Source organism: Planococcus chinensis (genome assembly GCF_020071995.1).
Taxonomy (GTDB): domain Bacteria; phylum Bacillota; class Bacilli; order Bacillales_A; family Planococcaceae; genus Planococcus; species Planococcus chinensis_A.
The window spans coordinates 255,814-281,522 of sequence record NZ_JABWTK010000003.1; the positions used below are offsets into that span (position 1 = coordinate 255,814).

Annotated in this window: 26 protein-coding genes and 1 pseudogene; 22 read left to right on the forward strand and 5 right to left on the reverse strand. The window is 47.9% G+C overall.

The annotated features are described in order from the left end of the window. Positions 1–62: 62 nt before the first annotated feature. The 7 genes and pseudogenes from HU147_RS06845 (at position 63) to HU147_RS06875 (ending at position 7,067) form a co-directional block, all read left to right on the forward strand. On the forward strand, positions 63–515 hold the full coding sequence (locus HU147_RS06845) for a MarR family winged helix-turn-helix transcriptional regulator (protein ID WP_224075544.1): 453 nt from the start codon (positions 63–65) through the stop codon (positions 513–515). Then, positions 516–3,140: an MMPL family transporter gene (locus tag HU147_RS06850; RefSeq protein ID WP_224075545.1), complete on the forward strand. Its 2,625-nt coding sequence runs from the start codon at positions 516–518 to the stop codon at positions 3,138–3,140. A gap of 141 nt (positions 3,141–3,281) precedes the next feature. Then, positions 3,282–3,734 (forward strand): hypothetical protein, encoded by a 453-nt coding sequence (locus tag HU147_RS06855; RefSeq protein WP_224075546.1) that lies wholly within the window; start codon positions 3,282–3,284, stop codon positions 3,732–3,734. Beyond that, positions 3,734–4,189 (forward strand): GNAT family N-acetyltransferase, encoded by a 456-nt coding sequence (locus tag HU147_RS06860; protein WP_224075547.1) that lies wholly within the window; start codon positions 3,734–3,736, stop codon positions 4,187–4,189. The genes HU147_RS06855 and HU147_RS06860 overlap by 1 nt, the downstream gene beginning before the upstream one ends. Positions 4,190–4,309: 120 nt before the next feature. Further along, positions 4,310–5,338, forward strand: a complete 1,029-nt coding sequence (locus HU147_RS06865; RefSeq protein WP_224075548.1) for a hypothetical protein — start codon at positions 4,310–4,312, stop codon at positions 5,336–5,338. Positions 5,339–5,771: 433 nt separating this feature from the next. After that, a pseudogene (locus tag HU147_RS06870) lies at positions 5,772–5,951 on the forward strand (serine hydrolase); the annotation flags it as partial. A 144-nt stretch (positions 5,952–6,095) separates the two neighbouring features. Next, a complete protein-coding gene (locus HU147_RS06875) occupies positions 6,096–7,067 on the forward strand; it encodes a serine hydrolase domain-containing protein (protein ID WP_224075679.1) in 972 nt (323 codons plus the stop codon). Positions 7,068–7,308: 241 nt separating this feature from the next. Here the strand turns inward: HU147_RS06875 and HU147_RS06880 are convergent, their stop codons facing one another. Next, positions 7,309–7,509: a cold-shock protein gene (locus HU147_RS06880; protein WP_036807810.1), complete on the reverse strand. Its 201-nt coding sequence runs from the start codon at positions 7,507–7,509 to the stop codon at positions 7,309–7,311. A gap of 230 nt (positions 7,510–7,739) precedes the next feature. Between HU147_RS06880 and HU147_RS06885 the strand changes: the two genes are divergently transcribed. The 8 genes from HU147_RS06885 (at position 7,740) to HU147_RS06920 (ending at position 16,494) form a co-directional block, all read left to right on the forward strand. Continuing rightward, complete coding sequence (locus HU147_RS06885; RefSeq protein WP_224075549.1) at positions 7,740–8,282, forward strand: topology modulation protein; 543 nt, start codon at positions 7,740–7,742, stop codon at positions 8,280–8,282. Positions 8,283–8,354: 72 nt separating this feature from the next. Next, positions 8,355–9,068, forward strand: coding sequence for a hypothetical protein (locus tag HU147_RS06890; RefSeq protein WP_224075550.1), 714 nt, complete (start codon positions 8,355–8,357; stop codon positions 9,066–9,068). Between the two features lie 107 nt (positions 9,069–9,175). Then, the gene (locus HU147_RS06895) at positions 9,176–9,718 is read left to right on the forward strand and encodes a hypothetical protein (protein ID WP_224075680.1); all 543 of its coding nucleotides are present in this window, start codon (positions 9,176–9,178) and stop codon (positions 9,716–9,718) included. Positions 9,719–9,730: 12 nt separating this feature from the next. Next, a complete protein-coding gene (locus tag HU147_RS06900; RefSeq protein ID WP_224075551.1) occupies positions 9,731–11,260 on the forward strand; it encodes a flotillin family protein in 1,530 nt (509 codons plus the stop codon). Positions 11,261–11,468: 208 nt separating this feature from the next. Next, a complete protein-coding gene (locus HU147_RS06905) occupies positions 11,469–12,959 on the forward strand; it encodes a UDP-N-acetylmuramoyl-L-alanyl-D-glutamate--2,6-diaminopimelate ligase (protein ID WP_224075552.1) in 1,491 nt (496 codons plus the stop codon). A gap of 94 nt (positions 12,960–13,053) precedes the next feature. After that, positions 13,054–14,439, forward strand: coding sequence for a class II fumarate hydratase (gene fumC, locus HU147_RS06910; protein ID WP_224075553.1), 1,386 nt, complete (start codon positions 13,054–13,056; stop codon positions 14,437–14,439). A 391-nt stretch (positions 14,440–14,830) separates the two neighbouring features. After that, positions 14,831–15,493 carry a diphthine--ammonia ligase gene (locus tag HU147_RS06915; RefSeq protein ID WP_224075554.1) on the forward strand — a complete coding sequence of 221 codons (663 nt, stop codon included), beginning with the start codon at positions 14,831–14,833 and terminating at the stop codon, positions 15,491–15,493. Between the two features lie 5 nt (positions 15,494–15,498). After that, a complete protein-coding gene (locus tag HU147_RS06920; protein WP_224075555.1) occupies positions 15,499–16,494 on the forward strand; it encodes a GNAT family N-acetyltransferase in 996 nt (331 codons plus the stop codon). A gap of 43 nt (positions 16,495–16,537) precedes the next feature. Here the strand turns inward: HU147_RS06920 and HU147_RS19515 are convergent, their stop codons facing one another. Then, positions 16,538–17,584, reverse strand: a complete 1,047-nt coding sequence (locus tag HU147_RS19515; RefSeq protein WP_224075556.1) for a glycosyltransferase — start codon at positions 17,582–17,584, stop codon at positions 16,538–16,540. Positions 17,585–17,820: 236 nt separating this feature from the next. Here HU147_RS19515 and HU147_RS06930 point away from each other — a divergent pair, with 236 nt between their 5' ends. Both HU147_RS06930 and HU147_RS06935 read left to right on the forward strand, forming a co-directional pair. Continuing rightward, on the forward strand, positions 17,821–18,519 hold the full coding sequence (locus HU147_RS06930; RefSeq protein WP_224075557.1) for an ABC transporter ATP-binding protein: 699 nt from the start codon (positions 17,821–17,823) through the stop codon (positions 18,517–18,519). Continuing rightward, positions 18,509–19,780, forward strand: coding sequence for an ABC transporter permease (locus tag HU147_RS06935; protein WP_224075558.1), 1,272 nt, complete (start codon positions 18,509–18,511; stop codon positions 19,778–19,780). Before HU147_RS06930 ends, HU147_RS06935 begins: the two co-directional genes overlap by 11 nt. Before the next feature lie 48 nt (positions 19,781–19,828). On the opposite strand, the gene HU147_RS06940 is transcribed toward HU147_RS06935, so the two are convergent. Then, positions 19,829–20,383 (reverse strand): M15 family metallopeptidase, encoded by a 555-nt coding sequence (locus HU147_RS06940; RefSeq protein ID WP_317985498.1) that lies wholly within the window; start codon positions 20,381–20,383, stop codon positions 19,829–19,831. 102 nt (positions 20,384–20,485) lie between these two features. Here HU147_RS06940 and nfsA point away from each other — a divergent pair, with 102 nt between their 5' ends. The 3 genes from nfsA to HU147_RS06955 are packed head-to-tail and all read left to right on the forward strand — an operon-like array spanning position 20,486 to position 22,596. Next, the gene (gene nfsA, locus HU147_RS06945; RefSeq protein ID WP_224075559.1) at positions 20,486–21,217 is read left to right on the forward strand and encodes an oxygen-insensitive NADPH nitroreductase; all 732 of its coding nucleotides are present in this window, start codon (positions 20,486–20,488) and stop codon (positions 21,215–21,217) included. Between the two features lie 24 nt (positions 21,218–21,241). Further along, positions 21,242–21,856, forward strand: a complete 615-nt coding sequence (locus HU147_RS06950) for an NAD(P)-dependent oxidoreductase (RefSeq protein ID WP_224075682.1) — start codon at positions 21,242–21,244, stop codon at positions 21,854–21,856. A 44-nt stretch (positions 21,857–21,900) separates the two neighbouring features. Then, the gene (locus HU147_RS06955) at positions 21,901–22,596 is read left to right on the forward strand and encodes an alpha/beta hydrolase (protein ID WP_224075560.1); all 696 of its coding nucleotides are present in this window, start codon (positions 21,901–21,903) and stop codon (positions 22,594–22,596) included. Positions 22,597–22,816: 220 nt separating this feature from the next. Here the strand turns inward: HU147_RS06955 and HU147_RS06960 are convergent, their stop codons facing one another. Both HU147_RS06960 and HU147_RS06965 read right to left on the reverse strand, forming a co-directional pair. Continuing rightward, the gene (locus HU147_RS06960; RefSeq protein WP_263427762.1) at positions 22,817–23,701 is read right to left on the reverse strand and encodes an ABC transporter permease; all 885 of its coding nucleotides are present in this window, start codon (positions 23,699–23,701) and stop codon (positions 22,817–22,819) included. A 37-nt stretch (positions 23,702–23,738) separates the two neighbouring features. Continuing rightward, the gene (locus HU147_RS06965; protein ID WP_224075561.1) at positions 23,739–24,662 is read right to left on the reverse strand and encodes an ABC transporter ATP-binding protein; all 924 of its coding nucleotides are present in this window, start codon (positions 24,660–24,662) and stop codon (positions 23,739–23,741) included. 170 nt (positions 24,663–24,832) lie between these two features. Here HU147_RS06965 and HU147_RS06970 point away from each other — a divergent pair, with 170 nt between their 5' ends. Further along, positions 24,833–25,252: a hypothetical protein gene (locus HU147_RS06970; RefSeq protein ID WP_224075562.1), complete on the forward strand. Its 420-nt coding sequence runs from the start codon at positions 24,833–24,835 to the stop codon at positions 25,250–25,252. A 196-nt stretch (positions 25,253–25,448) separates the two neighbouring features. Beyond that, positions 25,449–25,688 (forward strand): hypothetical protein, encoded by a 240-nt coding sequence (locus tag HU147_RS06975; protein WP_224075563.1) that lies wholly within the window; start codon positions 25,449–25,451, stop codon positions 25,686–25,688. The last annotated feature ends 21 nt before the right edge of the window (positions 25,689–25,709 follow it).

Consider the following 25,709-nt stretch of genomic DNA (forward strand, 5'->3'; position numbering starts at 1 on the left):
TTCTTGACTTCAAATAGTATACCCCCTAAACTAGTGTTTATTGGTTGAGGGGGTATACTATTTTGGATGGGCGAATAAAAGAAGCCGTTGATTTGTTTCAGGAAGTAATGCTATACGGTACGGAACGCGTCATTAAAGCGATTGATGATCCGCTATGGAAAGAGTTTTCTCCGGAACAAATGCAAATGCTTAAGCTGATCAGCAAGGAAAAACGTGTTACATCCAGCAGGCTGGCTGTTTTGCAGGCGGTACATAAAAGTGCGATTTCCAGCAGAATCAAAAAGCTGCTGCAAAAAGAAGTGATTCGCTTTGTTCAAACCGAACAGCAGGATCGGCGCGAAAAATTGATCGAACTGACCGAGCAGGGAGAAAAAGTCTTGGCGCAGTCAGATAAAGTGTTAACGGATTACATTGAGAAATTAATGGCTGAGCACGTGGACGATGAGGAAATCGATCAATTTCTAACGATTTTCCGCAAATTAAAAGATATTATCAAAACGGATGGAGTGTCGTAAATGAAGACTGTTTTAAAACTGAAATGGCCGATTACAATCGGTATGATCATTTTGACGGTTGCCTTATTCTTATTGGCGCCAAACTTAACAGAACAAGCAGAAGAAGCGGGATCATTCCAGTTGTCGCAAGATGCTTCTTCACAAATGGCAGCGACGATTCTTGCAGATGCGGATGCCGCGGATCAGACCATCTCCTTAGTCATCCCGCTTGAAAAAGAGCTCGATGAACCGATGCGTGAAACTTTGGCCGGCATGGCTAAAGATATAGAAGCTCTTGGCGAACCGGTGACAAGTGTATTGAACCCGGTGGAAAGCGCAGATCTTGAAGAACAATTGGTTTCTGAAGACCAGAAAACAATTTTGATGCCGGTAACGGTTGACGGCACCGATGAAGAAGTGAATGCGGTAGCGGATGAAATTCGCGATACCATCATTCCAAAAGACGTGACCGCTTATGTTACAGGTGAAGCGATCATCAATAATGACGTGAATATCAGCGCACAGGAAGGGCTGAAACGGACAGAAATCATTACGGTTGTCTTGATTTTCGGTTTATTGCTTGCGGTATTCCGTTCGATTGTGACGCCGTTCATCCCGCTTGTAGCTGTAGGGATTTCGTATTTGTTAAGCCAATCGATTGTCGCTTACTTGATCGACTGGGTCGGCTTCCCGGTATCGAACTATACCCAAATCTTTTTGGTAGCGATCTTGTTCGGTATCGGAACAGATTACTGTATCTTGCTGTTGAGCCGCTATAAAGAGGAATTGTCAGCAGGGCATGGTGTGGAAGAAGCGATTGTCAACACGTACAAGACAGCTGGCCGCACATTATTGATCAGCGGAATCGCGGTATTCATCGGATTCTTTGCGATTGGTTTCGCAGATTTCCCGATTTTTAAATCCGCAGTAGCTGTAGCCGTCGGGATATTCGTGCTATTGCTTGTGCTGTTTACAGTCGTACCGTTCTTCATGGCATTGCTGAAAGAAAAACTATTCTGGCCGGCGAAAAAATCTGCCGGACATAAAGACAGCAATTTGTGGATTCAAATGAGCAAGCTGTCCATCAACCGTCCGCTGTTGTCGATGCTTGTAGTGGCTGTTATTACCGTGCCATTGCTGTTTACGTACAATAATTCATTGTCGTTCAACACAGTGGATGAAATCGGTTCGGATTATGAATCGGTGAAAGGGCTGCGCGCAATTGAAGATGGTTTTGGCAAGGGCGATTCCTTGCCGATTGAAGTCATCGTAAAATCAGATGAAACGCTGACAACAGAATCCATTGTTCCGTATTTTGAAGAAGTCAGCCGCGAAATCGAAAAAATTGACGGCGTTGAAGGCGTCCGGTCAATTACCCGCCCTACAGGCGAAGTGATTGAGGACCTTTATGCAGACAAACAATTAGGCTTGTTGTCAGAAGGGCTGACAGAAGCAGGCAGCGGCCTCGGAGAAGTACAGGCCGGGCTGACTGAAATCCAGACTAACTTAACGGGAATCAGTGAACAGACCCGCGGCGCAAACGGCCTTGGCGAAGCCGCTGCAGGGCTTGAGCAGTTGAATAGCCAGCTGGGTCTGGTTACACAAGGGCTGCAGCAAACAGGGAACGTTCAGCAGACAGTCGGTGCTTTGCCGCAAATCAGCGGGGGGCTGACTGAAATTCAGCAAGGATTGGCTGGAGCAGCTGGACAAACCGGTGAACTGGGAGCAGGCTTGATGCAGCTGTCTGAAGGCGTCGGTGCTTCGAATGCTGGCCTTGTGGAAATTCAGAACGGTTTAGCAGAAGCAGCAGAAATGATGCAGAACATGAGCGACAGCAAAACGGTTCGCGATACTGGATTGTTTATTCCGGAAGGGACGCTTGAAGGCGATGAATTCGCCCAAGTGCTGGACCGTTATACGTTTGCAGAAGGCACGGGCATGAAGATGGAGGTCATCCTATCAGACGATCCATATTCTCCGGCGGCCATTGATACCACTGCGAAAATCAAAGATGCTGTCGAACGTACGGTGACGGCAACACCTCTTGAAGAAACAGATATCGCATACGGCGGCATTTCAAGCATCAACAACGATTTGCAGGACGTTTCTTCAAACGACTTTACGAATACCGTTACAATTATGCTGATCAGTTTGTTCGTGATCCTGGCCATCATGTTCCGTTCCTTGATCATGCCGCTTTACATGATCGGGTCACTGCTATTGACGTATTACACGTCGATATCAATCGCGGAATTGATTTTCGTGAACGGCCTTGGCTATGACGGCATCAGCTGGGCAGTGCCGTTCTTCGGATTTGTCATGCTGGTGGCTCTTGGGGTCGATTACTCGATCTTCCTTCTTGACCGCTTCCGTGAAGAATCCGCAAACGGCGTCAGTGTCCGCGATGCCATGAGAACATCCATGGCGAAAATGGGCACCGTCATCATCACGGCTGCGATCATCCTGGCCGGTACATTCGGCGCAATGATGCCGTCCGGCGTACTCAGCCTGGTGCAAATTGCGACGATTGTAATTACTGGCTTGTTGTTGTACGGTTTGATCGTTCTCCCGCTTCTGATTCCGGCAATTTCGGTATCATTTGACCGCGGCGTCTGGTGGCCGTTCGGCAACAAAAAACGTTCATAACTAATTGTTTTTGGAAAACCTATGATTCATCCGTTTACAAAAAAGCCGCCCTCGGGCGGCTTTTTTCTGTTTAATGTAGGATTATGGGAAGCCGTGTTATACTAGGCTAAGAATCAACAATTATGAAACGGGGTAACTATTGTGCTTACATTTGAAGAAAAATTGGCGATCATTGAATCGTTTCCGGAATTGACGCGTAAAGATGTATCGATGAAACGGGTGAATTTTCATTATGAAGAAAGCTTGTATGACAAAAAAATCGTTGTTTACCACTTGCATCCAAACGGCAACGGTTTTGTATATGTCGGCAACTTGCCGCAGTATGAAGCGGACGCCAAAGGCTTTGTCAACATCCGCGAATGTTCCGAGAAAGAACTTCGAAGCATTGTGGCAGACGCATTGGATTATTTGTCGTTAGAGCCGGAACCGCCATACGATAAGACATGGACAAACCGCAACAACGAAAAGCTGGACCTGGTTTATGAAGAACCGTTCTGGAACGTCTACACAGGAAAAAATCTGGAAGAAAGCTTCGGAACGTTTGATGACGCGGAAAATTATCTGCTCGATCAAGGCTTTAAAGAGCCGAAGTAATGGACATCCGGCGGCTCGGACAAGGTGAAGCACTGCCACTGGACTTAATGCTTGAAGCAGATCCGTCAGAAAAGCTGGTGCGTGAATACGCGGCAAAAGGCATAGTGTATGCAGCTGAAATTGATCGGCGCCTGGTCGGTGTATATGTATTGCTGCCTTTGTCGGAAACCGTCGTGGAAATCAAAAACATCGCCGTTGCCGAGCCTGAAAGAGGCAAGGGCTATGGCAAAGAATTGGTGAACCACGCTTTAGAAGAAGCAAAGCGCGGCGGATTTAAGCATGTAGAAATCGGAACTGGAAATTCGAGTTTCGATCAGCTCGCGCTTTACCAAAAATGCGGGTTTCGATTGAAGTCGATCGACCGCGGCTTTTTCACCCGCCATTACCCGGAGCCGATTATTGAAAACGGCATCTTATGCCAGGACATGGTGCGGCTTGCATATGAACTGAAATAAAACCCTTCCAAATGGAAGGGTTTTTCTTTTTGGCGTAAATTAAATTACTTTTTAAAGAAATAATCATTGCGCTTTAAAGTAATATAATTTACTATTAGAAGTAACAAGAGGAGGGGTTGGATGGAAGATATTCGATTGAACGTGGCGCTGCTCAGAAAACGGGTACCAAATTTAACGACGGCTGCCAAAGAAGCAGGAATTCGGCCAGCGACGGTTTCCAATTTATGCACAGGCAAAATTGATTTGGGAAAAGCGGAAGTCAGAACTTTAGTGGGATTGGCTAAACTGGCCAATTGCACAGTAGACGAACTCATTATCCGAGGGGAGAAGATGGCGATGATCGAAACAAAGATTAAAGCATTGGATTTTTTCGCACCATTGGTAAAAGGCGGTACGACAGGAATTGTGGCCCGTCCGGGAATGGGACAACTGGTGATTGCAGCAGAATTGCTGCACCGTTTTAAGGAACAGGGTTATCAAACGGTTTACTTGATTCCTGAAAAAGATCATCCTGAATTAGAAGGCATTGTGGAACTGGCAGACCATATCACCGATTCAGTGGAAAAAACGCTGGAACTGTTAAATCGCTACGGTGATAAGGCGGTGCTTTTCACAGACAAAGAACGGGTGGATTCGGGAGAGTTGTTCGAGCTGCATGAACAATTAGGTGCTCAATCGGTTACGGTGCTGCTGGTTGATTTGTCCGGTGAAGTCGTTGATGACGATTTTCCGTTCGGACCGCTTGAAACGCTTTGGCAGCTCGACGCAGATCTTGCAGCCCGCCACCAGTATCCGGCGTTAAGCCCGCTCTATTCGGCCTCTTCTTTATTGGAAGAAGCCGAATTGGACGAGCGCCATTTCCAGCTTCGCCAGCGTGCCCAAAAAACCTTGCGCCGTTACCGGGAACTTCGATCGGTTGCAGCTGCCCATGGCATCGAAAGAGTCGCGCAGGGCGAGCTGGAAACCTACCAGAGAGGCGAGCGGCTCGAAGCTTATTTTACACAGCCATTTTACGTGGCTGAAGAGTTTACCGGCCAGTCCGGTGCTGCAGTAACGCTGGAACAGACTTTGCATGATGTGGAAGCCATTTTGAATGGCCAGGCAGACAGACGGGAGTTAAAAGAATTGCAGTTTATCGGAACTTTGTAAGGAGCCATGTGCTCCTTTTTTTCGTTAAAAGAGGAAAAATGAAGTGGATTTCGGTATGCTAAAAGCAAGAGGTGATTTCATGTTCAAGAAAGTGACGTTATATACGAACCGGCTTAATGAAATGAAAGGCTTTTACGAATATCAATTGGGTTTCCGGATTGTTGAAGAAGACGACAGCAGTTTTACGTTGGCAATTGGGGACTCCCTGTTGGTTTTTAAAACATCCGAACGGGCAGCAATTTACCATTTTGCTTTTAACATTCCAGGCAACCAATACACCCTGGCCAAAGGATGGGCGAGTTCGCGCGTTGCCTTGAATCGCCAAGAAGGCATGGACGAAATCTATTACGCCAATTTTAATGCAGATGCGTTTTATTTTCAGGATCCTGCCGGCAATGTGGTGGAGTTTATCGCCCGGCGCCATATTGACCGGATGGGGGATTTCACCGTCGACTCCCTTCTCAATATCAGCGAAGTCAGCATTACAACGGATCACGTAGAAGAAGTGGGCGGAAAAATCGAAGCAATGGAAATTCCGGTCCGCGGCAATAAAGGAATCGAACCGAACGCGCTGAATTTCCTTGGCCATGACGATGCCTTTATCTTGCTGGTTGCACCAAAACGCACCTGGTACTTTTCCAAGCAGAAAAGTGAAGTCCATCCGCTGTCAATCGAGTTGGCGGATGGCCGGCAGATCGATATCTCGGAAGACGGCTTGTTCCAAGAAGTCCGTCCAAGCAATCCGATTGCCGACGGTATGGAAAACCTCGATTTCTCAGGTGTAGCGATGCTGAAAAATCAGGAAGTTTGGTCGATGGCGAAGGGCTTTGCAGACCGTTCAAACGAACGGCCGAACGCGTTGGATACCCGCTTTGGGATTGCTTCCGGCTGCAAAATTTTCACGGCAACCGCCATCTGCCAATTGGTGGAGGAAGGGAAGCTGTCATTTGAAGATCGTTTGCCGCAGCTTTTGCCGGAATTCTTCCCGAATTTTGATGTGACCATTCATCAGTTGTTGACGCATACATCCGGGATTCCGGATTATTTTGATGAAGAAACGATGGATGATTTTGAAGAAATCTGGGCCAAGCACCCGATGTATCTCATGCAGTCGGCGGTTGATTTTGTGCCGCTGTTTAAAGACGAACCGATGAAGTTTGTACCGGGGGAAAGATTCCAGTACAACAATGCCGGGTTTATTGTGCTGGGCCTTATTGTAGAGAAAGCCGCAGGGCAGGCGTTCACCGATTTTGTGGAAGAAAATATTTTTGCGCGGGCCGGGATGGAAAAGTCAGGATATTTTCGTCTGGACCGCTTGCCGAAAGAAACAGCTTTTGGTTATATTGAAGAAGAAAATTCGTGGCGGACCAATCAATATGCGATACCGATTAAAGGCGGAGCGGACGGCGGAGCGTTTGTAACGGCCGGCGATATGGCTTCTTTCTGGGAGAGTTTGATGGATTTCACGCTGCTTTCTGAAGAAATGACGAAGACCTTGCTGGCGCCGCATGTAGCATTCGATGTCCATGCTTACGGCTACGGTGTCTGGATTGCACGCAGTGAAGAGGCTGTAGTAAAGTACCACGTGACTGGATACGATCCAGGTGTCAGCTTCCACTCAGGCTATTATCCGGACACGAAAACCGTTTTAACGGTCCTTTCGAATAAAGGAGAAGGCGCTGCTGACGTCATGAAATTGATAGAAGCGACAACATTGAACCATAAATAAATGAGAGAACTTTTAGGAGGGGTGAGGGCATGAGCGGCAAAAAACTAGCAATTGGAATAGTGGTCGGCACCCTTGTAGCATGCGCGTTGATCTACTTTGGCTTCCAATTGTATTTCACGATGAATCCAACTCAATAAACAAAACAGGATGCCGAGAAACCACGGCATCCTGTTTTTATCTAAAAAAGAACATGAAAAAATGGACTCCCCATAAAGGGAGCCCATAGAAAGTTAAGTTAAAATTAAGCTTTAACTACGTTAGTAGCTTGAAGACCGCGTTGGCCTTGCTCGATGTCGAAAGTAACTTCTTGACCTTCTTCTAAAGATTTGAATCCTTCGCTTTGAATAGCTGAGAAGTGTACGAATACGTCGTCTCCGCCTTCGCGCTCGATGAAGCCGAATCCTTTTTCTGAGTTAAACCATTTTACTTTACCTTGTTCCATGTGTGTTTCCTCCTCGTATGCATATGCATACATTGTATTACTATCCTTGCTCAAATCTTGCAGATGAACATCTGACACTTTATAAAAAGTTATCCGAACAAAAATAATTCTTCCTTAGAATAACATGGGGTTACAGAAATTGCAAGCCTTATGCCGAAATTGGTTTTTCTATTTTATGTTTGCGCTTTTCTATATAATAAAAGAATTGCAGGGGAAAGGGGCGTGAAGAGATGAAAAAAGTAATGGTGACGGGGGTTTCAGCAGGTGCCGGCAAGTCGACTTTTGCGGCTGAACTGGGAAAGAAACTGGATATTCCGGTCTATCATCTTGATTCGATTTATTGGAAAGCCGGCTGGATCGAAGCCGATCCGGAAGAATTCAGGGCAGCCCAAGAAAAAATTACAGCAGGTGATCGCTGGATCATCGAAGGAAATTACACCGCAAGCTTTGACATCCGCATGAAAGAAGCGGACACCTTTATTTATTTGGAAGTGCCTTTAAGCGTATGCCTATACCGCGTATTGAAACGCTGGCTGACAAATTTGGGCAAAACACGACCGGATATGGCGGAAGGCTGCCCGGAAAAGATGGAGTGGGCGTTTCTGAAGTTTATCATTACGACTTATAAAGCACGAAAAGGAAAAATGCGCGCATACATGCAGGAATTCCTGGAAGCTGATCTGGCCAATCAAGTAATTTTCCTAAACAATCAAAAACAGATCGATGGATTTATAAAAGGCGTCTGCCCCCGGAAGTCCAATAAACAAATTTAAAAACTATAACAACTCCAGAAGATGAAGTGGTATCCTAAACATATAAAATACTACGGACTAGGAGAATGCGCTATGAAGTTCTTGTACGAAGGAACCATTACGAACCAAGCGCTTCGGAAAACACAGCCCATGTACATGAAACGATTGTATTTGGAAGATTTGCCGGTCATTGAACAAGTGCAAAAAGAGGTCATCGATTCGCTTCCTGAAAAAGCGATTCTGCAGCCGTTATCGACGGAAGAGTTTCTCTTTATCCTCAATGAGCGTGGTTTGCTGATTGGAGCGTTTGTTGAAGACCGCTTAATCGGATTTAGGGCACTTCTTATACCGGAAATTGACCAGGAGCATCTGGGTCTGGACCTCGGGCTTTCCGAAGAGGAATTGCCGCGCGTCATTTATCAGGAGATTTCAGTCGTTCTTCCAGAATACCGCGGCAATCGGCTTCAGCAGAAATTAGCGGAAGTGATCATGAAAGAACTGCCGAATCTGGAAGAAAAGTTCCGCTATATTTGCTGTACCGTCGCTCCGATGAACATCCCGAGTTTAAAAGATAAGTTCCTCCAGCAAATGCATATTGGCGCGTTGAAAGAAAAATACGCCGGTATGGAGCGCTACATCCTTGTCAAAGATTTAGAGCAGCCGACGGTTCGCTACGAACATCATACGAATGTGAAATTGGATGACCTGGAACGGCAGCGCCAGCTTTTGGCTGAAGGCTACGTCGGAATTGGCTTCCAATTGGTCAGGGGCTTCCATGAACTTGAATTTGCAAAACCCGTTCTTTAACTAGAACGGGTTTTTTATTTTTTTGTTTAAGAATTCTGAAACTTTAGGAGGGTTCTTCCGTATATTAAGTAGGATGAAAAAGAATGGGTGAGATGGGAGGTATTGGAATGGAGTTGCTCGGTTTGCCTATGGAACAAGTATATATGTATACGCTCGTTGCAGCAGGTGCCTTGACTGTCCTTTATGTACTGTTTGCGGATATCGCAGACGCAGGAGATGGAATCCCTTTTTTCAACCCTGCCGTGATTCTGGCATTCGTCACATTGATGGCAGCAGCCGGTTATGTGTTGGAACTGGCTACAAACTTGGGTGATCTGGCCATCTTGGGGATTGCAGCGGTGGTGGCAGTGGTTTTGGATATTTTACTTTATTTCTTCGTTTTATTGCCATTGTCATCCGCAGAATCTTCGATTGCCTATACGGAGGAATCGCTGCTCGGCCAAGTTGCGAAAGTGATTGTCCCCATTCCGGTGGATGGCTACGGAGAAGTCGTCATTGAAACCTACGGCGGCATGATTTCCAAACGGGCTGCCGGATTTGACAACGAAGCCATCGGGCAGGACAGGCAGGTCTTGATCATCCAAGTGAACGACGGCACGTTATATGTAAGGGATTATGAACCGATTTTCAGCACTGAAAAAAGAATATAAGGAGGAATTAGGATGGAAATGGCATGGATTGCAATTGGGATAGCCGCTTTTGTCGTATTGGCAATTATAGGGGTTTATGTAACAAAGTATAAGACGGTCGGGCCGGATGAAGCGCTGATTGTGACGGGCAGTTATTTGGGTTCGAAAAATGTCCACACGGATGACTCTGGGAACCGCATTAAAATCATCCGCGGCGGCGGGACGTTCCTGCTTCCTATTTTTCAGCAAGCAGCTCCACTCAGCCTGCTGTCAAGCAAATTGGAAGTGACGACACCGGAAGTTTATACAGAACAAGGGGTGCCGGTCATGGCCGATGGCACAGCCATCATCAAGATTGGCGGATCGATTTCTGAAATTGCCACAGCGGCAGAACAATTCTTAGGGAAATCCAAAGAAGACCGGGAAAATGAAGCGAAAGAAGTTCTAGAAGGCCATCTTCGGTCGATTCTCGGATCGATGACTGTAGAAGAAATCTATAAAAACCGCGATAAGTTCTCGCAGGAAGTTCAGCGCGTCGCTTCGCATGATTTGGCGAAAATGGGATTGATCATTGTTTCATTTACGATTAAAGATGTCCGCGATAAAAACGGCTATTTGGATTCACTCGGTAAAGCGCGGATTGCGCAAGTGAAGCGCGATGCCGATATTGCAACGGCAGAGTCGGAAATGCAGACGCGCATCAAACGGGCGGAAGCCGGCAAAGATGCACAGCGCGCTGAAATCGAACGCGCCACGGAAATCGCCGAAGCGGAAAAAGAGAATTTATTGAAAGTGGCAGAATACAAACGCGAGCAGGACAGTGCGAAAGCCCGTGCCGACCAGGCGTATGAATTGGAAACAGCCCGTTCGAAACAGGAAGTTGTGGAACAGGAAATGCAGATCCGCATCATCGAACGCCAGAAGCAGATCGAACTGGAAGAAAAAGAAATCCAGCGCCGTGAGCGCCAGTACGATTCCGAAGTGAAGAAAAAAGCCGATGCGGACCGCTACTCAGTCGAGCAGGCTGCTGCGGCAGAAAAGTCCAAGCAGTTGGCAGAAGCCGATGCACAGAAATACCGCGTTGAAGCGATGGCAAAAGCCGATGCCGAGAAAATCCGTCTGGATGGTCTTGCAAAAGCTGAGTCGCAGCGGGCACAAGGTGAATCGGAAGCAGATATCATCCGCCTGAAAGGTCTCGCAGAAGCGGAAGCGAAGCGCAAAATTGCAGAAGCCTTTGAAATGTACGGCCAAGCAGCGACGCTTGATATGATCGTCAACATGCTGCCTGAATACGCGAAGCAGATTGCTGCGCCTCTTGGCAACATCGATAAGATTACCGTTGTGGATACTGGCGGTGGAGAAGGCGGCGGAGCAAACAAAGTCACTTCCTATGCGACGAATTTAATGGCTTCCCTTCAGGAAACCTTAAAAGAATCATCCGGAATCGACGTCCGTGAAATGCTGGAAAACTTAACAGGCAAAACAGATTATCCGCAGACGATCGAGCAATTGCGCTACGCATTGGAAGAAAAAGAGCAGACGCTTGAAAAACAGGAAATTTAGAGATTGAGGCATAAAAGCGAACCAGCTTTTATGCCTTTTTATGTTTTTAAAGGTCTGTTGAAAATAGGTTAATAGTATGAAATGCAAAAAATTGTTAATAGATGGATCGAAACCGGTTTGCGAACAATGGTTATAATGATAGAATATTTAGACAAGAAAGCGGGAGGAAGTTCATAAGGAAACGAAACTGGATGCTAAGGGGTGTACAATGGATATTCAATTTGGCGACAAATTGCAGTTGGCAGAAGAACATCGTTTAGGGCCGGGGTCTCAGGAAATTAGTTCAATTGCTTATAATTCTGCTGATGTAACAGTCGGTTCAGTGTTCTTTTGCATCGTTGGGGAAAATACGGATGGGCATCTTTATATTTCAGAAGCACTTGAAAAAGGCGCGGTTGCCATCATCGGATCCGATTGGCAGCAATTAGAGTCGTATGCAGAAAGGTTTCCGAGCGTTACGTTCATCGCTGTAAAAGATTCACGGTCGGCTCTGGCAGCTTTTGCGATTCATTTTTTTGAAGGCTCCCAGGACCACTTGGTGAAAGTGGGGGTTACGGGAACAAATGGCAAGACGACAACGGCCACCTATGTTTATAATCTCTTCAACCTTCTGGGATTGCCGTGCGGATTTTTGGGGACAACCGGTATTTACAATTCTTCAGGAAAAACGCCCTATAAAAAAAGCACGCCCACTACACCCATTTCTTCAGATATCCATCAAATCTTTTCGCATCTTGCGGCATTTGGCGACCGGGCAGCGGCAATGGAAGTATCTTCGATTGCTCTTGACCAGAAACGTGTGGAAGGCATTCTTTTCGATGTAGCCATCCATACCAATATTTCCGAAGAGCATTTGGAGTATCATCATACTTTCGAGAATTATTTGACATGCAAATTGCAGTTGTTCAAACAGGCGAAAATGGCGGTCATTAACGTAGATGACCAAGGCATGGCAAAAGAAATTTTGGAAGTGGTTGATTATCCGGTATTGACCTATAGCCAAAGGCTCGATTCAGGAGCGGATTTGGTCTGGACCAATATCCGCATCGAAGAAAGCGGCATGCGCTTTGATTTGCACTTTCAGGAACAGGTGCATCAAGTAAAGGTTCCGTTGTTCGGAGAATACAATGCCGGAAATCTGACGGCTGCCATCGGTGCGTCTTTATTGTCCGGCAACACAATCGAACAGATTCTTTCGGTGCTGCCGCGTATGCCGCAAGTGGAAGGCCGGTTCCAACTGATTGAAGGTCCGGAAGGCCGGAAAATCATATTGGATTATGCGCATACGCCGGTTGCGTTGGACCTTGTAATGAGGGAAGTGAAAAAGTTGCCGCACAAGCGCTTGATCACTTTAGTGGCCGGAATCGGTATACGGGATTTCTCGAAAATGCCGAAAATGGCGAAAGCCGCTGAAGGAAAAGCGGATGTTCTTGTGGTGACAGTCGACCATCCGGGATTTAATGATCCGAATGATGTGGTCAATGAAGTGCTGAAAGGGTTTACGGTGCCTTATAAACAGCAGGTTTTGACGGCGACTACCCGGCATGCAGCAGTTGTAACTGCCCTGCAGGAAAGCGGTCCGAATGATATAATCTTATTATCAAGCGGCTGCATTAACGGTGCCCAAAATATCCGGGGAGAGTTTATTCCGCATTCGGATGAAGAAATCATTGCAGATTTTTTCCTTCAGCAAAATTAGCGGCTTTTTCGGCTGGAAAGGTCGCTTTTTTCGGGCTGCTTGTGTTTAATAGAAGAGAAGGCTACATAACGACATACGAATTGGAGTGAATGGAATGCAATATCGTACAGAGAAAGACACGATGGGCGAAATTCAAGTAGAAGCGGACAAAATGTGGGCAGCGCAAACGCAGCGCAGCCTCCAGAACTTCGCAATCGGCACCGAGCGCATGCCGCATGAAGTGGTGATGGCGTTTGCCCAATTGAAAAAAGCGGCAGCGAAAGCAAACCACAAACTTGGCAAGCTTTCCGAAGCGAAAATGAAAGCGATTGAAACAGCAGCAAACGAAGTGATCGAAGGCAAATGGAATGATCATTTCCCATTAGTGGTTTGGCAAACAGGAAGCGGCACGCAGTCCAACATGAACATGAACGAAGTTCTGGCACGCCGTGGAAACGAAATCCTGGCGGAGCAATCGTCAGAAGAAAAGCTTCATCCGAACGATGACGTCAACATGTCGCAAAGCTCAAACGATACATATCCGACAGCGATGCACGTTGCAGGCGTTCTGGCAGTGACAGAAAACCTGATTCCGGCAATCCAGAAACTAAAAGCGACGCTTGATGAAAAATCGAAGAAATTTGACGACATCATCAAAATCGGCCGTACGCATTTGCAGGATGCGACGCCGTTGACACTTGGCCAGGAAATCAGCGGCTGGCGGCATATGCTCGAAAAAAGCGAGCGCATGATCCGTGCGAGCGTTGAAGAAATGCGTGAACTTGCTATCGGCGGAACAGCAGTCGGAACAGGCATCAACGCTGACCCGACATTCGGTCCATCTGTTGCAGAATTCATTTCAGAAGCAGTCGGCGGAGCATTCGCTTCTGCTGAAAACAAATTCCATGCACTGACAAGCCATGATGAAATGGTCTACACGCACGGTGCCATCAAAGCACTTGCAGCGGACGCAATGAAAATCGCCAACGATGTTCGCTGGCTGGCAAGCGGCCCTCGCAGCGGCATCGGTGAAATCACGATTCCTGAAAACGAGCCGGGCAGCTCCATCATGCCAGGCAAAGTCAATCCGACGCAAAGCGAAGCATTGACGATGGTTGCCGCTCAAGTTATGGGCAACGACGCAACAATCGGATTTGCCGCAAGCCAAGGGAACTTTGAATTGAATGTCTTTAAACCGGTCATTGCATACAACTTCCTGCAATCGGTCCGTTTGTTGACAGACAGCTTGATCAGCTTTAACGACAACTGTGCAATTGGAATTGAAGCGAACCTTGAGGTCATCCAGAACCATGTAGGCAATTCGTTGATGCTGGTTACTTCTTTGAATCCGCATATCGGCTACGAAAAAGCGGCGGCGATTGCGAAACAGGCACATAAAGAAGGCACGACGTTGAAAGAGTCTGCAGTGAAGAGTGGGCATTTAACAGCTGAACAGTTTGACGAGTGGGTACGCCCGGAAAACATGGTCGGCAAAAAATAAGATGGTGTTTCGAGAGCAGCCGCAAATTTGCGGCTGTTTTTTTGTATTCTGGAAGAGTTGCGGCCGCTTATGAGCAAGTTGGAGTGTGATACGAGCAAGTGGGGGTGTGTTACGAGCGACTTCCAGCCGGTTACGAGCAACTTTCCATCAGATACGAGCAACTGCCTCCAAAAGAACATAGCGGCTTTAGAATTGGGCGTAAGATAAGAAAAGTTTGGCGTATACCAATAGAACTTGGGCATAAAGCAATCAAAGCTGGGCTTAAATTTCGATGACAACAAGAAGTGAACACCACTGGGGATCACCAAGCAAATCCACTTCGCAAAAGGTTTTATTCCCCGCATGTCGAAGTACATACAAGAAGAAGCAAATTAGATAGAAGAGGTGCATTATGCAGAAAACGTTTGTGATGTCATGGAGCGGCGGGAAAGATTCGGCGCTGGCATATTTCCGTGCAGTGATGGACGGCCATGTACCGGTCGCGCTGTTTACAATGTTTGAAGAAGACGGCACAAGGTCCCGTTCCCACGGCTTGCCGCTTGAAGTGATGCAGGCGCAGGCAGAGCGCATGGGCTTGCCGCTCATTATCGGTAAAGCGAGCTGGGCAGGGTATGAAAAGGAATTTATTGAGCAGCTGAAAATTTTCAAGTCCCAAGGAGTGCAAATGGGCGTTTACGGAGACATCGATCTCGAAGACCATTTGCTGTGGATCCGGAAAGTGAGTGCAGAAGCCGGCATGGAAGTAAATCATCCGCTTTGGCAGGAACCGAGAAAAGCGTTGTTGAAAGAATTAATAGACAAAGGCTTTAAGGCCGTGGTCACGGTAGTGGATACGGCACGCCTCGACGAGAAATTTCTGGGCCGTGAATTCACCCATAGCCTGATTGAAGAACTGGAGAGCCTGGGGATTGACGCGTGCGGCGAGGAAGGCGAGTTCCATACGGTGATCATTGATGGGCCGATTTTTGTTGAACCGGTTCCCGTAGTTTTTGGCGAAAAGGCAGCGAATGGGAACTACCGGATGCTTGAAGTGAAACTTCATTCAGAGGAGTGATGGGGATGATTCAATTTGTGGGCGTGGAAGAGCAGCATATTCGGCAGATGGCAGTCTTACTGGCCAAACGGCATGAACGGGAGCGGAAATTCTTTCCCTTTTTCCCGTCAGAATTCGAGGAATTTGATGAAGCTGAAATGGTCCTCCGCAAGATGCTGGAGCGGCCATATATCAGCGGAATCGTAGCGGTCCGGGGCATTGATGTCATTGGCTACCTGCTGTATGAATTCAAGGAAAGCGCGGAAAGAGGCCGCTACGTCTGGATGGATTATGAATCCGTGGCGATCAAAGACGCAGAACATCCGCGCCTGCTTCGGCTGTTGTATGCGGATGCCGGCGCGGAATGGGTCAAAAACGGCTATTTCCACCATGTGATGATGGTGCCGCTCGGGGACCGGAAAATCGTTGCAGAATGGCTTGACCAGTCTTTTCGGTATGAACAGAAATACGCTGTCTTGCCGCTCCAGGACTTTGAGGCGGAGGCCGCAGAACCTGTAGCGGGCTTGGTTTTCCGGACAGGAAGCCGGGAAGACGGCCCATTGCTGAAAAAGATGGCGCTATGGAACAGCATCCACCAAGCTGCGGCTCCGTCTTGGCAGCCGATCACGAAAGAGACGATGGAAGACATCAAGAGCAGCTACGAAGAATTATCGGCTGACGGCGGTGCCTATTTGTGGCTCGCGGAACAAGGGGAACAGATTGGCGGTTTCCACGTGTATTTTAGAAAAGCCGATCCGCTCAGCCTGGTAACGCCTGAGAATTGTGTGGCGCTGCCCGCCGCTTCCACCAATCCCAATTTGCGCGGAACGGGGATCGGGAAAGCGATGGCCCATTATTGCTTCAAGGAACTGAAAAATGAAGGATTTGATTATATTTTCGCCGACTGGCACTCGCCGAACCATTTGGCTTCATACTTCTGGCCAAAGCTGGGCTTTCAGCCGATCATGGTCCGCATGTCCCGCCAAATCGACCCGCGAATTGCCTTGGCGCATGGGAAATGACGCACATGAAAAACCCGCATCCTGAAACGAGGATGCGGGTTTTTTATTCTTTCCGGAAGACCCAGGAGCGCTGGACGACGAAGCCGAAAAGAAACAGAACGGTATCGACAAGCACTTTCAGGATGACTTCTCCGCGTCCCAACCACTCGGCGTACAAGAAATGGACGGATCCGGCGGACATCATCATGATGAACGCAGCCAGAATATAGTAGCGGATAAAGGATTTTCTTGATCCTTGGCCGAAAACCTTGTTGCGGTTCACATAATAATTGAATAAAGAAGACAGAATCCGGGCGGCAACTGTTGCGAAAATGATGAACAGCTGGGGTTCTTCGCTGCGCCATAATTGGATAAACAGCCAGTAAAGGCCAATGTCGAGTGCAAAAGAAGCGCCTCCGGACAAACCATATAATAAAAAGATTTTATAGACATGATAAGAGTCGCGGAGCGGGTGGAAATGGGAAGACTTGTTTTTTTCCAGATATACCGTTTCAATCGGCACTTCAGCGAGCGGGATTTTTTTGCTGCGCAGGGCAGCGAGCATGTTCATTTCGTATTCAAAGCGCTCCCCGACAACGCTCAATAAATGAGGAAGATGCCGGACCGGGATGCCGCGAAGGCCTGTTTGGGTATCCGTCAACACGGCACCGGTGGAGAGGCGGAACAATAGGCGCGTGAACCGGTTGCCGAAACGGCTGCGGAACGGAACGTCCTTTTGCTTGAAATCTCTGGCGCCCAGCACCACGTGGTCCGGAGCTTCCGCCATTTTCCGGGCGATTTTCAACATGTCCGAAACCAGATGCTGGCCATCGGCATCGACCGTAATGACGCCGTCGAAAGGGAGTTTTTGATTAAGTATGTAATGGAAAGCCGTTTTTAAGGCGCGCCCTTTGCCTTGGTTGACGGCATGGCGAAGCACCGCCACTTCCGGAACCGGAGAAAGCGATTCGAAAAAATCGGCATATTGAGGGCCGCTGCCATCATCGACCACAATGATTTGCTGAAACCCTGCCGCCAGTATTTGCTGAATCAAAGATTCGCATTTATGGTCCGGCTTATACGCCGGAATAATGACCGCAAACTGTTTCACAGAAGACCTCCTTTCAATTTCTGGGAAAGTAGAAACAGTAAGTAAAACTGCTGTTGTGAAATTGCAAATGGTAAAAAGGATGACTAAAGAAATTTTCTATGTCCAAATGCTTACTTTAAACCTACCCTCTTTCGCTGACTCTAGAACCCATCTTAAGAAATTCTTCAGAAAACCTCTTACTAATCGTTAAGATTTGCCTTTTATACTGAAGACAAGATGAAGAAGGAGGCAAGGCGATGATTAACATTAAAAATTTAGAGCATACCTTTGCGATTGGCAAAAAGGGGGAAGAACGGCGGATTCCTGTCTTAAAAGGAATCACGCTTGAGGTCAAACAAGGGGAAATCGTGGCGATTCTTGGGAAAAGCGGATCCGGGAAATCCACCTTGTTGAATATTCTTGCCGGTTTTATGGCGCCGGAATCCGGTTCGGTAAAAGTGAATGCCCAGGAAACATCCGCGCTTACAGAAGCCGATTCAGCGGCCTTCCGTTTAGCGAATTTCGGTTTCATCTTTCAGAACTTCCAGTTGATGCCCGGCCTGACGGCATTTGAAAATGTGGAGCTGCCGCTGAAAATCAAAGGGCTCAGTTCCGGCGAGAGAAAAGTGCTCGTTGAAGAAATGATGAGAAAAGTCGGCCTGACCGAAGTGGCGGAACACTATCCGAGCGAACTTTCCGGCGGCCAGCAGCAACGGGTCAGCATCGCGCGTGCACTGGTGACGAACCCGCCGGTTTTATTGGCGGATGAACCTACCGGCAGCCTCGATTCGGAAACGGAACAAGAGATTCTGCAGCTGATCCAAGCGCTGAATAGCACACTCGGATTGACGTTTGTCATCATCACGCATGACGAAGAAGTGGCGAATGTCGCCCACCGGCAATACCGTCTTCATGACGGGGAATTGGTGAAAGGGGAAAAGCGCCATGCAGTTTAAAGACCAAGTGGATTTTATCCGCCAACATATGAAACGCAACAAACTCCGGGTGGCTACTACGATTCTTGCTGCCATGATGGGCTGTGCATTTTTAATCGTTTTGGCATCCGTCGGTTTTGGGCTTCACAAAACCATTACGGATGATGTGCTCGATAACCGGAAAGTGACAGAAATCGAAGTGCCGTCGAAAGTGGAGGCCGATGAAAAAATCACGCCGGCAGAAGTTCAGGCGATGCGCAATATACCGCATGTTGAGGCTGTTGTAGAACGCTCAGGAGTAGCCGCGGAGGCAGTGGCGAAAATCGGGGCGCGAAGCGGGTATGTCAATCCGATTCTGTCGGATTTAAAAGAAGAACAAAAAGCAGGACTCGCTCTTTCTGAAGGCGCCATGCCAAAAAAGGCAGAAGAAGTGGTTGTCGGGTACCATTTTGCCAAAGCGCTGCTGACGGATGAGGAACGGGAAGCTTCGGAAGAGCAGCAAAGCGAGAATGGCTTTGCCGGCAGCCTGATCGGGCAGACTTTCGAGCTGGAACTGACGCCTTATGAAGGAGAAGCCGAACCCGTGAGCTGGAGCTTTACAGTAGCCGGCGTTTTGAAAGAACCGGCAAAAGATTGGATGAGCGATGGTTCAGTTTATCTGGACGATTCATGGGCCGCTGCCTTTAATGAAAAGCTTGGAACCGATGAGGAAAGCAAATCCATTTCGGTTTATGCTGACGGCCTTCAGTCTGTTGGAGGCATCTCGGAAGCGCTGAAAGACGATGGCTATTACGTCTATTCGGTAACAGAAGAACTCGGTTCGATGAATATGTTTTTCACGGCACTGAAAGCCGGGTTGATTTTTGTGGGAACGATTGCTGTATTGATTGCTTCAATCGGCATTTTTAATACGATGACGATGGCCGTAACGGAGCGGACGCGGGAAATCGGCGTCATGAAAGCCATTGGCGCCCAGCCGAAATTGATCCAAAAGCTGTTCCTGATGGAAAGTGCCGCAATCGGAATCATTGGAACCGGAATTGCTGTTGTCCTTTCTTACGCAATCAGTATGCTGGCAAACTGGCTTGTGCCCATCATTATCAAAAGTTCCCTCGGGGAACAGGACAGCGAAGGCTTCGATATGGTCATTTCCTTGATTCCCTGGCAGCTGGTGGTCATTGCTTCTATCATCAGCATCGGTGTAGCGATGGTGTCCGGCTGGCGGCCGGCGCGAAAAGCGACGCAGATTGACGTAATTCAGGCACTGCGGCAGGAATTGTAAAAACTAAAAAACGGTCCGGTTCGTTGTGAACCAGGCCGTTTTTTCTATTTATTGCATGACATCTTCCGGCCGGTAGCCCCGCTTCAACTCGTCGATCGACAAACCGAACGTCATTTCCAAATGCGGATAATCCTTAAAGCGCTGCCAGTCGCCGCCCCATTCAAATCCAAGTTCTTTTCCGATAGCCGCCACTTCAAACCAGTCGGCTTTGCCATTCTTGTTGTCATCACGCGCCGTGTCCCACACCACTTCGCCGTTGCCGAGCTTCAGCGCAAAATCGATGGCCAATCCGTAATTGTGATAGGAATCTCCACCGCGGGCATAAGTCACCACGTTGCCCGCGGTGCTTCTTCCTTTGGCGTGCAGCCCGTTTTGTTCATCTGTGGACCGGAAGCCATCCGTAATCAGGACCTGTATGCCGATCGCCGCCGCTTTGGCAACCAGCTCGTTGCTTTTTTCCTCCACGACCGGATGCAGTCCGGAAGGGGCAGCGCGCTGTTGCAGCTCTTCGCGGAATGCCAACTCATTTTGAATCCAAATGAAGAAAAAACCGCCAAGCGCCAATAAAAAAAGAATCGAAAAAGCGGTTTTAAACTTTTTCAAATTGTTTCACCTCGTTGCCTTTATTTTATCAAAAATCGTCGAAAGAGTATCATGAAGAAGTTTTTGATAGGATAGAAGAAAGAATGGAAAGGGGATTGAATAATGGTTATTGAATTGATGAAGTCCCACGCATCTGTGCGTGATTACAAAGAAAAGCAGCTGACGCGGGAAGAAGTCAGCGAATTGGTGGCAGCAGCACAGCATGCCGCATCGTCCCATTTTGTGCAGGCCTACTCGATTGTCTGGGTGACGGATCCCGAGAAACGCAAGCAGCTCGGTGAATTGTCCCGCAATGCGCAGCAAATGGAAGGCGCAGGCGCGGTCTTTTTGATGTGCGCTGACTACAACCGCTTGAAGCATGCCGGCGACATGCAAGGCGAAGCCATTTCGTTCGACCATGCGGAAAATTTAATCGTCGCTGTAACGGATGTCGGCTTGCTTGCCCAAAACCTAGTGCTTGCAGCTGAGTCAAAAGGCTATGGCATCTGCTATATCGGCGGGGTGCGCAACAATATGGAAGCGATCAGCGAATTGGTCGGTTTGCCGGAAGGCGTTTTTCCGGTGTATGGTTTGACGGTCGGCGTGCCGAACGAATCCAATGAGGTAAAACCGCGTTTGCCGGTCGAAGCGATTTTGCATGAAAATGAATACAATGAAGCCAAATACAAAACCTTGCTTCCGGAATACGATGAAACAATCCAGCGTTACTATCAGGAACGCAGCACAAACCAGAAAGTTGCAACGTGGACACAGCAAATGGCGACATTCCTCAGAAAACCGCGCCGCCCGGATCTCAAAGATGTGCTGGCGAAAAAAGGGTATTTATTTAAATAATTGAACCGGAGAAGGGGAATGACGATGAAAATCGCGATTTTTGGAGCTACGGGGCGCGTCGGCGGACAAATCCTGAAACGGGCACTGGCGGATGGCCACGAAGTGAAGGCGCTTGTGCGTTCTCCGAAACTGGATGAACATCCGAGTTTGGAAGTTATCATAGGAGACGTCCGGAAAGCGGAAGACGTCGAGCGAACGCTGCAAGGCGCCGATGCGGTATTCAGCGCCATTGGCACCGACCGGACGACGACACTTTCTGAAGCGATGCCGCTCATTATCGGGGCAATGAAAAACGAAGGCATCCGGCGCATCATTACCATCGGCACGGCAGGCATTTTGAACAGCCGGCTGACACCGGGCATGCTCCGTTACCAAGGCGGGGACTCCAACCGCAAGCTGACATTTGCTGCCGAAGAACATGAAACGGTGTTTCGTCTCTTGGAAGCGATCGACCTGGATTGGACGATCGTCTGCCCGACTTATTTGCCGGACGGGAAAGCGCGCGGCGGCTACCGGACGGAAAAAGACTTCCTGCCGGAAGGCGGCAAGGAAATCACAGTCGGCGACACGGCTGAATTTGCATATGGGCAACTGGAGAACTCTGAGTTTCTAAAATCCCGTGTGGGAATTTCCTATTGAGTGTGGAAAGAAGCGCAGCTAAAAAATGGAGCATTCGAATTGCCATGGGGATTGGTGCGCTGGTTGCTTTAGCTGTTATCGGTTTTATCCTCTATGCGCAGTTCGATTATGGGCCAAGTGAAGTGCTGGCGGAAAAAGTCGACCTCGATGTAGTAAAAAGCGGTGACCACGGCCTTGTTTTCCTTCCAGAAAATCCGAATGGCCAAGGACTCATTCTCTATCAAGGAGCAAAAGTGGAAGCTGAAGCTTATGCGTATCTTGGCGAGAAATTAAGCGAACAAGGCTATACCGTTTCCATCCCGCAGCTGCCATTGAAGTTTGGCATCTTCGGGGTCAAAAAAGCGGAAGCTGTGATTGAAGATTATCCTGAAATCACGTCCTGGTTCATCGGCGGGCATTCGCTTGGGGGAGTCGCTGCAGCCATGTATGCAGAAGAGCATCAAGATAAATTGGCTGGCTTATTCTTCCTGGGCTCCTACCCTCCAGGTGATTTTGCGGAAAGTGAGCTGCCGATGCTGTCGCTCTACGGGGAAAACGATGGCCTGACCTCGCTTGAAGACATTGAGAATAACCGCGCGCTGTTTTCTTCCAATAGTGAATTTATTGAAATTCCGGGAGGGAACCATGCACAGTTCGGGCTGTACGGAGAGCAAAAAGGCGACAACCCGGCAAGTATTTCTCCGCTCGACCAGCAAGATTTCATTGTGGAAGCATTGCTTAATTGGATAAAGGACAAGTAAGGAGAGGATCGGGCAGTCATATTACTGGCTTCCGGCTCCTCTTTTTTCTGATCTTGTTTAATTGGTGATGTCGGAGTTTTAGGTTACGAGCAGCTTGAAGGGAGATATGAGCAACTCCAGGCTAAATACGAGCAACTCGGAACTATTTACGAGCAACTTCCCCCAAAACCAGCAAAAAGACGGCGCAAGCAGCGAAGCTTGCGCCGTCTTTTTCTATACTTCACGCCATGACATCGCGCGATACAAACACCGAATAGCTAATCGCCATAAAGACCGCAAAGTAAGCGGCAAGCACAACCAGCGATAAGGTCATGGTAATGCCGGCGACTGGCATGAAGCCGGTATAGTATTGGGTGAGATCGGTATGGGTGAACAAATAGTATTTGACAATTTCATAGCGGCTCAATAAGAATACGCCTTGAATGCCGGTAAACATCAGGAAAATCGACAGCCCGATGGCAACCGAACTGGACCGCAGCACCGTTCCGAGCATAAACGCGAAGGTGCCGATGATCCAGACGCTGGCGAAACTGAGAGTAGCTAGCTTGAATGCTTCCAGCCAGTAGGAACCGGCGGCCACTTCACTGCCATTCCAGGTCAGAAAGCTCCCTTCTCCGATGCCAAAAAACAGCAGACCGGCTAGCGCCGAAAACAGTACGGTCAGTACAGCAAAGAGAATGGCAAAAACCAGCACCGTGATGTATTTGGAGGTCAGGATTTTCCAGCGTTTTACCGGACGCGTCAGCAGCATCTTGATGGTCCCTTGGGAATATTCAGAAGCGACGATGCCTGCCGCCACAATGACAGTAAACAACGTAACAATCGACATCAGCATATAGGAGTCGAGCACTTGCTGTTGCATGCTGGTGTATTCAAATGGTGCGATGTTATTGTCGAGGCGGTATTTAGCAATCGCTACCCGTCCTTCGTAATACTCTTTCTGAACAGGACTGAGTCCCGGGTCGGCAAGCATGGACTGATTGAATTCACGTTCTGCCGAAACAATGTCCTGCCAGGTTTCCTCGATGTTGGTATTGGAAACGGAGTTGTTCCATTTGGTGATGCCGGCTGCACCGAATATGAGAATGGCCAGCAAAATCGCCATAATCCAGGTAGGCTTTCGGCTCCATAGTTTCATCCATTCATTTTGAAGGAGTTTGTGCAATTTGGCCGCCTCCCGTCATTTCCAGAAACTGATCTTCCAGCGTGGCATGGAATGGGTGGACGGCATAAATTTTGACGCCGGCCGCCACCAAGAGTTTGATCGCTCCCGGAATGTGCTCGGCTTCCGTATCGATCAGGCAGCCATCTTCCTGATAGGTGATGGGGAATCCGGCGCCATAAAGCACCTCATAAGCTGTCTCCAACGGTTTGGCTTGAATGTAATAGCGGGATTGCTCTTCGTCGTGGACGCCGATAATATCGACCAATTCACCGTTCTGGATAACGGCAAAACGGTCGCACAGCAATTCGACTTCAGACAGCAAATGGCTGGAGACAAAGACTGCTACGCCCTCTTCCTGCGCTGCCCGCTGGAGATACATCCGAAATTCGCGGATGCCGGCTGGATCCAAGCCATTTGTCGGTTCATCCAAAATCAAAAAATGGGGTTTGTGCAGCAAAGCTTGCGCAAGACCAAGGCGCTGCCGCATGCCAAGCGAATACGCACTGACTTTTTCGTGGATCCGGTTCTGCAAGCCGACCAGCTGCACCACTTCATGGATGCGTTGTTTCGAAACCCCTTTGTGCATGCGGGAGAAATGCAGCAGGTTCTTGTAACCGGACATAAATTTGTACATTTCGGGATTTTCAACAATTACGCCGACTTTTTGGATGCTTTCTTCGAAATCTTTCAGGACCGATTGGCCTTCAATTACGACATCGCCTTCGGTTGGCCGCACCAAGCCGACCATCATCCGGATGGTTGTGGTTTTTCCGGCGCCGTTTGGACCAAGAAACCCCGTAATTTGGCCTCTGTATAAATCGAGGTTCAAGCCTTTAATAATTTTCTTTCTGCCAATCGTCTTTGATAAATTCCGGATTTGCACAATCGGTTTCTCGTTCATCGTTCCCACCTTCTTCCGCTGGATTGGCATTCGGATGTATCTTTATTAGTAGTAATGGCTTAATTATAATTAAAATTAAAAATTCTGAATACTGTTTAGCGAATAAAAAAGCATATTATCGTGAAAATAAGGGAATATGAGGGACACAATAAGAATCAGGAGGAATTGCCATGAAACAATTTGAAGATAAAGAGCAAGTGTTGTTGGCGTATTATGTGCAATATTACCGAGGAGCTGAAACAGGGGAAGTAAAGGCCTTGGACCAGCGCCTTAGGGAAGAGATTGGAAAAGAACGCTATGAAAAAGCGATGGCCGCGCTGCAGGAAGAGGGCTTGGTCATGGGGATGGAGCAAGTGGAGAAAAATGAGAAAGAAGGCACGCCTGTACCCATGGCAACCAATGAAGGCATGCTTTACATCAACGACACATTAAACCTGCAATCATATGCAGTGGAAGAACATCAACTGGATTATTTGGAAAACAATTTAAAGACAAGTAATCTGGAGTTCACTTTGGAGCCGGTCAAAGCTTATGTGGAGGAGTCGATCCGTAAAGAAGCAGAAGACGAGCCGAATTCCAACCGGCCATAAACCGCTGCTAATTGAATGCCAACCGTCAATAGCGCCTTCTCGTTAGGGTGCTATTTTTAATGGTCCGGTTCTGGGGAGATGTGTACATTTTTTAAAGGTGAAGCGTTTTTAAATGTTAAAAATGTGTGAAAAGAGTAATTTCTTCTTTCTATTTTGTCCCGATTGCGTATAATGCTTATATCGGGGGAGTGATAGAATGAATCGTTATAAAATCGAAGAGATCAAAGAACAAAACAGCAAATCAGCAAAAGCCATTGGTTTTTTATTCGCTGCGATAGCCGTTTCACTCGTTTGGGGTTTTCTACAAGATTCGCTTCCGGCGTTTCTTCTGGCAGGTGTATTCAGCTTAATCATGTTTGCTGAAACGCGCGAATACAAAAAAAGTTATCAAATCGAAATGGAAGCAGCAAAACTGGAAGACGATCAAGTTTCTTGATGAAGATATGCAAAAAGCCCG